We start from the raw sequence: 6154 nt of genomic DNA, 5'->3' as shown, positions 1-6154 counted from the left end.
TGGTCGTTGACGAAGGCGCGGGTCCGCCCGTCGGCGGTCTGCACCCGCTTGAGAAGCAGCGGCTCGCCCGGCTCGGCGGCGATGCCCGCGGCATCGAGCACGGCGTGGGCAGGGTGGCCGGCCGCAAGATCGAACACGGCGGTCACCTGCCCTTCCCGCGCACCCTGGCGCACCAGCCCCGCATCGCCGCGCGCGCCGAGCGCCAGCGACAGCGCATCGAGCAGGATGGACTTGCCGGCGCCCGTCTCGCCGGTCAACACCGCAAGGCCGGCCTGGAAGCGAACGGTCAGCGTGTCGATCAGCACGATATCGCGGATCGCAAGCTCGCTGAGCATGGCGGGCGGTGTATCGGTCAGCCGCCGGCCGGGCGGTTGAGGACGTTCTGCGCCGCCCTGCTCAGCCAGGAGCCGGCATCCTGGCGCGGCTGCAACCCGCCGCTCGCCAGAAGCGTGTAGGAATCGGCGTACCAACGGCTGTCGGGGAAGTTGTGACCGAGGATCGCGGCGGCGGCCTGCGCCTCCGAAGTCAGGCCCATCGCGAAATAGGCCTCGGTGAGCCGCGCCAGCGCTTCTTCAACATGACGCGTGTTGGAATACTGCTCCACAACGAGCCGGAAGCGCGGGACGGCGGCGGCAAACTCGCGCCGTTCCAGATAGTAGCGGCCGACCTGCATCTCCTTGCCCGCAAGCTGGTCGCGGGCGATCCTGATCCTGGCCCTTGCATCGTCCTCGTAGACCGAGCCGGGATAGCTCTCCAGAAGCCGGTTGAAGTTCTGGATGGCAAGGCGCGTGTCGCGCTGGTCGCGCGTCACCTCGGGCATCTGGTTGAAGTAGGACAGCCCGATAATGTACTGGGCGTAAGCGGCGTCCTCATGGGTGGGGTAAAGGTTCACGAAGCGGCGGGCGGCGGCGATCGCATCGTCGAACCGGCCCATCCTGTAGGAGGTAAAGGCGGCCATCACGTTCGCCTTGCGGGCGAAATCCGAATAGGGATGCTGACGGTCCACGGCGATGAACTTCCGCTGCGCCTCGCGCAGATTGCCGCCGTTCAGGTTGGCCAGACCCTGATTGTAGAGCACATCGGCCGGCTCGATCGTGTCGACATAGCCTTGCAGATCGAGCGCGTCATTGCCGTGGGTGCAGCCGGAAACGGCCGCAGCGCCAAGGACAAGGACGACCGCGGCGCAAGCACGCACAAGGCGCGATCTGCTGGCTCGGTTGGCACTCATGAAAAAGCCCGTCTCCCATGGCGGCGTGCGGCAAGGGTCCGCCTGCGCGTCTTTGGCAGGTTTATCGTCCCTGGTTCACCGCGGCAACGCCTGCCGGGCAAATGGCGCGATTTTGTGGCGTGGTCGGCACAAGCGGCGCAAACGGGGCACTGCCCGTTCAGACCGCCCAGGGCGCGTAGACCTGCCCGGTCACCGCGACCAGATCGCCCGCATAGACGATGGCGCTCGGCACGGGCGTTTCGACGATTTCGTAGGCGAGCGGATCGGCCAGCAGGGCCCTGAGTGCGATCGCGTTGAGCCGGTGACCGCCGCGATAGGAGGCAAAACAGCCCACGAAATTGGCGCCGGCCAGCGCGAGATCGCCGACCGCATCGAGCGTCTTGTGGCGCACGAACTCATCGGCGTAGCGCAGACCCTCGCCATTGATCACGGCGTGATCGTCACCAATCACCACCGAATTGCCGAGCGAGGAGCCAAGCGCGTGGCCGGACGCCCAAAGACGCTCCACATCCTTCATGAAGCCGAAGGTGCGCGCATCGGCAAGCTCGTCGCAGAACATCTCGCCGTCGACCTCGCCGCGGAACTCCTGCCGGCCGATCGCCTTCGAGTCGAAATCGATGACGATCTCGTAACGCGTGCCGTCATACGGCCGGAATTCGGCCCAGGAGCCCGCATGCTCGACGCGCACGGTCTTCTTGACGCGGATGTAGCGGCGCTTGACCAGATGGTGTTCGATACCGGCCTCTGCGATCGCCTCGATGAAGACGCCGGCGCTGCCGTCCATGATCGGCACTTCGGAGCCGTCGATCTCGACGATGACATTGTCGAGCCCCAGCGCCGAGAAGGCGGCCATGATGTGCTCGATGGTCGATACGTGAACGCCGCCGGGATCGCCGAGCATCGTGCAAAGGTCGGTCGCGCCGACCTGCGAGACGACGGCGGCAAGATCGACGGTCGAGCCGTCGTCCAGCGTGCGACGAAAGACGACACCGGTATTGGGTTCGGCCGGAAGCAGGGTGATGGACACCTCCGCGCCCGTGTGAACGCCAATTCCCGAAAGACACACGGCCTTGCGCAGCGATGCCTGATAGCCCCTCAGATCAGTCCCCATGAGCTGTACCTGCTCTTATATTGTATGCGCTTTGGCGATGGCCGGCCGTCTGTGTCCCCGGACGGAACCTCCACCGCATGATCAAGGGGGCGCCCTCTCCACCTTGTCGTGCACATTAGTCGCGAGTCGGGGATGCGGCCAAATCACGGATGGTTACCAGATGTAACGCGCGCGACGTTGGAGAGACGCACAATTTCAAGCACAATCAGAGGTTTAGCGAAGGGCAAACGGGGCGCCAGGCGCCCCGTGCGTGTCCGTTTCGGGCAGCCAGGCGCCGTTCAGTTGGCCTGGCGGCGCAGAAAGGCCGGGATTTCGAGCTGGTCGTCCGGATCGGGCGCCTGCGCGGGCGAGGGCGCCCGGCCGTGCGGGTCGAGTTGGCCGGCCCGCGGCACATAGAGCGATGCATCCTGTCCGATCGCGCGGCGCGGCTGCGCCTGATCCTGCTCGACCGGGCGCAAGCGAGGCGGCTCGGGCGCGTCCGTCTCGTCCTTGCGGGACAGGCCGTGGGTCAACCGCTTGAGCAGACCAAGCGGGCCGCGCTCGTCATGCTCCTCATCGGCACGGTCCGGTGAGCGATACGCCTCCTCGACCTCCGCCCGCACCATGGGCGGAAAGTCCTGCACGTCGGGCATGCGCGGCCGCGGCATGGGCGCCTCGGACATCGGATCGTTCGCCCGGGCCGGCACCGGCCGCGGGGCGGCCTCGGCCGGAGCGTCCGAAGAGGCGGCGGTGCGGGGGCGCGCCGGCATCGGCTGCGCCGGCGACTGGAACAGCCGGCTGTTCGGGCGGAACTGCTCGTCCCGCGGCGCCTCGGCATCGATGGGCTGCGAGAGCTGCGACGGGTCGGCCGGACGGATCGTCTCGAAGGCGGCCATATCGCGCTCGGTCTCGGCGATGACCTCGCCTGCCCTCGGCGCGGGCGCGGGCGCGGGCTTTTCGGCGGGCGCCTGCTCGCGGGCCACCGGCCTGAGCGCGGACGGGGCCTCGGTTTCGGCATGCGGCTGCGGCATGACGGCCGATGTGGCCGAGCCGGTCACCGCGCGCGGGATCGCGGTCGGGCGGGACGGCGTGGCCGCCGCCGTCTCGGAGGCGATGCCGGTGGCGACCACCGACACGCGGATCAGGCCCTCCAGCGTCTCGTCGAACGTGGCGCCCAGAATGATGTTGGCGTCCTGGTCGACCTCCTCGCGGATGCGGGTGGCCGCCTCGTCGACCTCGAACAGCGTCATGTCCCGGCCACCGGTGATCGAGATGAGAAGGCCCCTTGCGCCCTTCATCGATGTCTCGTCGAGCAGCGGGTTGGCGATCGCCGCTTCGGCCGCTGCCATTGCCCGGCCTTCATCGGCGGATTCGCCCGTGCCCATCATCGCCTTGCCCATGTCGCGCATGACCGAGCGCACATCGGCGAAATCGAGGTTGATCAGCCCCTCTTTCACCATCAGGTCGGTGATGCAGGCAACGCCCGAATAGAGCACCTGATCGGCCATGCCGAAGGCATCGGCGAAGGTGGTCTTGTCGTTGGCGATGCGGAACAGGTTCTGGTTGGGGATGACGATCAGCGTGTCGACACTGGCCTGTAGCTCCTCGATGCCCTGATCGGCGGTGCGCATGCGGCGCTGGCCCTCGAAATGGAATGGCTTGGTGACGACGCCGACGGTCAGGATGCCGCGTTCGCGCGCCGCCCGGGCAACGACGGGCGCGGCGCCCGTGCCGGTGCCGCCGCCCATGCCGGCGGTGACGAAGCACATATGCGTCCCGTTCAGGTGGTCGTTGATCTCGTCGATGCATTCCTCGGCGGCGGCGCGGCCGACATCGGGCTGCGAGCCCGCGCCAAGGCCCTCCGTCACGCCCATGCCGAGCTGGATGATCCGGCCCGCCTTGTTCATCGACAGCGCCTGCGCGTCGGTGTTGGCGACCACGAACTCGACCCCGTCGAGCCCGCCCGTGATCATGTTGTTGACCGCGTTGCCGCCGCCGCCGCCGACGCCGAACACGGTGATGCGCGGCTTCAGCTCCGTGATGTCCGGCTTCTTGAGATTGATCGTCATGGTTTCATCCTCTTGTGGTGCCGAACCGGCCTTCGGGCCGTTGTCCGTGTCTAGAAACTTTCTTTGATCCATTGTGTCATCCGTCGGAGCGGCCCTTCTGTTCCCGTTCGTTTCAGTGACGCGGTTCCGCGGAAGCGTTCATTCGAGTGGTCGTTGGCGGCGACCTGCGGATAGACCATCAGGCCGACGGCGGCGGCGAATGCCGGCCCCTTGGCGGCGGCGGGCAGTCCCCGCACGCCCAGCGGCCTCCCGATGCGCACGCTGCGCCCCAGAATGCGGCGGGCCATGTCGGGCAGCCCGCCCAGTTGCGCAGCGCCCCCGGTCAGGACCACACGCTTGCCCACGACGGCCGAACAGCCCGAGGCGTTGATCTTCTCGCGCAGCATTTCCAGCGTCTCCTCGACGCGGGCGGCGATGATGCGGTTGAGCAGGCTGCGCGGGATCTGGTGGGCGCCCTCGTCGCGCTCTCCGTCCATGGGCGCCACCTGAATGATGTCGCGGTCGTCGACCGAGGTGGCGATGACCGAGCCGTGCATGACCTTGAGCCTCTCGGCGTCTTCGAGCCGGCAATTGAGCCCGCGCGCGACGTCCATGGTCACATGGTGGCCGCCCAGCGGGAGCGTTTCGGCGTGCACGAAGCGCCGCTCCGAGAAGATGGCGATCGCGGTGGTGCCGCCGCCCATGTCGACGCAGGCGCAGCCCAGCTCCAGCTCGTCGTCCACGAGCGTGGCCAGCCCGCTCGCATAAGGCGTTGCGACCAGGGTCTCGATCGAAAGGTGCGCGCGGTTGATCGCAAGCTCCAGGTTGCGCACCGGCGCCACGTCGGCCGACAGAAGATGCATGTTCAGCGACAGTTCCGAACCGATCATGCCGCGCGGATCGACGATGCCGCGCTCGCCGTCGAGCACGTGGTCGATCGGCAGAAGGTGAACGACATGGCGGTTGACGCGGGCCGCGCGGGCGACCGCCGCGTGCAGCACCTGATCGATCTCGCGCCGGGAAACGGGTCTGTCCTTGAGCGACAACGAGGCCGAGCACATCGTCGATTTGGGCCGGCCCGCGCTCAGATTGACGATCATGGAGTCCACGGTCACGCCGGCCATGCGCTCGGCCGCCTCGACCGCATGGCGGATCGACCGCTCGGCGGCATCGAGATCGACCAGAACGCCGGACTTGATGCCCATCGAACGGGTGTGGCCGATGCCGATCACCTCGCCCTGATGCGTGCGGCCGGCGAGAAAGCGGCCGCTGTCGGACGGCACCATGCGAGCGATCAGGCACACCGTCTTGGTGCTGCCCAGATCGAGCACGGTGACGACGGCCGGACGGCGGCCGCGCCTGTGGCTTTCGGTGCTGCGCGCGTCGGCCATCAGGTGCGGTTCCCCCGCGCCCGCGCCGCGCGTGCGGCGTCCCGCGCCTCGATGACCGCCTGCCGCGCCTGTAGCGCATTGTCGGTCAGGGCGAGGACGGTCCGGTCGTCGAAGCGCAGATCGATCGCGGCGAGATCGCGTTCAAACAAGCCCAGATCGGCCTGCATGGCGATCAGCCGGTCGAGTGCCCGCTCGACGCCGGCCTCGGGCAGGCGAACGGTGATTCCATTGTCGAGCCGCAGATCCCAGCGGCGCTGGCCGACGCGGATATGGGCGCGGACCCGTTCGGCGACCTCGGGATAGCGCGACAGCGTGGCGACGATCCCGGCGCCGGCCTCAGCGGCGCCCTTGCCGACCAGGAACGGCAGCGCGGCAAGGCGCGGATCGGCCGCGTAAC

General features: G+C 68.1%; 6 protein-coding genes. All 6 read right to left on the bottom strand.

Annotated elements, in window-relative coordinates; all coding sequences use genetic code 11:
- The coding region (locus AC5E6L_RS13350) for an AAA family ATPase (RefSeq protein WP_491773914.1) at positions 1–335 on the bottom strand (335 nt) is incomplete at its 3' end.
- Positions 336–352: 17 nt separating this feature from the next.
- A complete protein-coding gene (locus tag AC5E6L_RS13345; protein ID WP_491773912.1) occupies positions 353–1228 on the bottom strand; it encodes an outer membrane protein assembly factor BamD in 876 nt (291 codons plus the stop codon).
- Between the two features lie 157 nt (positions 1229–1385).
- The gene (gene lpxC / locus AC5E6L_RS13340) at positions 1386–2339 is read right to left on the bottom strand and encodes a UDP-3-O-acyl-N-acetylglucosamine deacetylase (RefSeq protein WP_491230118.1); all 954 of its coding nucleotides are present in this window, start codon (positions 2337–2339) and stop codon (positions 1386–1388) included.
- Positions 2340–2617: 278 nt separating this feature from the next.
- Positions 2618–4387, bottom strand: a complete 1770-nt coding sequence (ftsZ, locus tag AC5E6L_RS13335; protein ID WP_491773910.1) for a cell division protein FtsZ — start codon at positions 4385–4387, stop codon at positions 2618–2620.
- 50 nt (positions 4388–4437) lie between these two features.
- Complete coding sequence (gene ftsA / locus AC5E6L_RS13330; RefSeq protein WP_491229794.1) at positions 4438–5757, bottom strand: cell division protein FtsA; 1320 nt, start codon at positions 5755–5757, stop codon at positions 4438–4440.
- Positions 5757–6154, bottom strand: a 398-nt coding sequence (locus tag AC5E6L_RS13325) for a cell division protein FtsQ/DivIB (RefSeq protein WP_491773908.1), incomplete at its 5' end; no start/stop codon positions are given. The genes ftsA and AC5E6L_RS13325, both read right to left, overlap by 1 nt.

It is taken from the genome of Roseitalea sp. (assembly GCF_984466335.1).
The sequence above is the reverse complement of the archived record's forward strand: the minus strand, read 5'-3'. Positions and strand labels throughout refer to the sequence as shown.

Excerpts from the sequence above, each read along its gene's own strand:
- ftsA (WP_491229794.1), bottom strand. The coding sequence starts at position 5,757 with ATGGCCGACGCGCGCAGCACCGAAAGCCACAGGCGCGGCCGCCGTCCG.
- lpxC (WP_491230118.1), bottom strand. The coding sequence starts at position 2,339 with ATGGGGACTGATCTGAGGGGCTATCAGGCATCGCTGCGCAAGGCCGTG.
- AC5E6L_RS13345 (WP_491773912.1), bottom strand. The coding sequence starts at position 1,228 with ATGAGTGCCAACCGAGCCAGCAGATCGCGCCTTGTGCGTGCTTGCGCC.
- ftsZ (WP_491773910.1), bottom strand. The coding sequence starts at position 4,387 with ATGACGATCAATCTCAAGAAGCCGGACATCACGGAGCTGAAGCCGCGC.